Origin of the sequence: Sphingobium indicum BiD32 (assembly GCF_000382885.1) — a bacterium.
GTDB lineage: Bacteria > Pseudomonadota > Alphaproteobacteria > Sphingomonadales > Sphingomonadaceae > Sphingobium > Sphingobium japonicum_C.
Window position 1 is genome coordinate 1 of record NZ_CAVK010000022.1, and the last position, 1,378, is coordinate 1,378.

1 protein-coding gene is annotated in these 1,378 nt (G+C 63.1%); it reads left to right on the plus strand.

Translation table 11 applies throughout. From position 1 onward, the window contains the following. A partial coding sequence (locus tag EBBID32_RS24390) for a hypothetical protein (RefSeq protein ID WP_037488298.1) occupies positions 1 to 1,175 on the plus strand: 1,175 nt, incomplete at its 5' end. Between the last annotated feature and the right edge of the window lie 203 nt (positions 1,176 to 1,378).

Genomic DNA, 1,378 nt, shown 5'->3' on the forward strand with positions numbered 1-1,378 from the left:
GCAGGCAGCGGCTTCGCCTAGGCGAGGAAGCCTATTGCGCCGCAGGCGGCACCTTCACCACCGATCTTTTCGGAGAACGTCGCTATTGCGATGATGCGGGCCTTGTCATGGACCTTGTGCAAGATCGGCTCGACGCCATCGCCAAGGCGGCGCGCGAAGATGGCTGGCGCGATGCAGAAGGGCAGCTCTACCGGCCTGATTCCTACTGGATGCGCGGCCATCTGGAACCCGCTGGCGAGCGCGATCCGACCGAGGAAGAAACCGCGCAGCTGGTCGAGATCGAGGCGGCAATCGCCAAGCGGGAAAGCGAGGTGGACGAGGACGATCACGACTATGACGACGAGTTGCGCGCCCTGACCCGCAAACAGGACGCTATCGTATCGGCTTGCCGCGTTTTCACCGCCGAGCAGAAGGCCGAGCACTCGCTTATCGTCTTCATCGGCCATGACGGTATCGAACAGGTCGCGTTCACCCGCACCGCCAAGGGCACCGCCGCCGATGGCCCCAAGCCTCCTCGCCCCGACTACTCGCAGAAAGTCATGGATCAGCTGGGCGGCATCCGCACGATGGCGGTTCGGGAAGCCCTTGCCAGCGACCCGGAGCTGGCGCTGGACGTGCTCTTAACGGGCCTCTTGGGGCAGGTTCGCGGCAACGCTTATTCGTGGCAACAAGCCGCCGAAATCACCGCCGAGAAGAACCGCTTCCATGTTGACGATGCGGTCATGGGCCATTCCACGATTGCCGACATTGACGAGATCGCAAGGGCCGATCTTGACCGCTTGGCCGAAACACCCACGCTGGACGACATGCGCCAGATGGACAGCGAAGCGAAATTGCGGCTGCTGGCCTACTGCGTTGCCTCGCAGATCACGAGCCTTTCGTTCCACAGCGACCGCGACCGCCAGCTGGCGCAGATCGTCGGAGCCGCGCAGATCAACATGGCCGACAAGTGGGAACCTAATCAGGTATTCTATGACCAGCTTAGCAAGGCCACGCTCTTGAAGCTGCTGGCCGAAGGTTGCGGCAACGACGCTGTAGAGAATTGCCAGACCATGAAGCGCTCTGACCTTGCCGTGACGGTCAACGAGCGCCTTGCGGGGCGGCGCATCCTGCCCCCCGCCCTTCGACCCTCTGCCTTGCCCGATGCCGCCGATAGCGAAAGCCAAGCGGCATGACGGCACGGGGAGCGCGCTTCACTCCCGCGCTCCCCGCAAACTTGGGGGCGGTGGCAGCTGCCACCGCCCGGCCTTTGCGATTAGCGAATGCGCCTGTTGAGGAAGAAAATCCCGATGGGTGCGACGAACAGCACAAAATCATGCAAGCCGCCGCCAAAATGAGCGGCCAGGGCCGCGCGCTTAGTAGTCTGTCAGCTGCCACA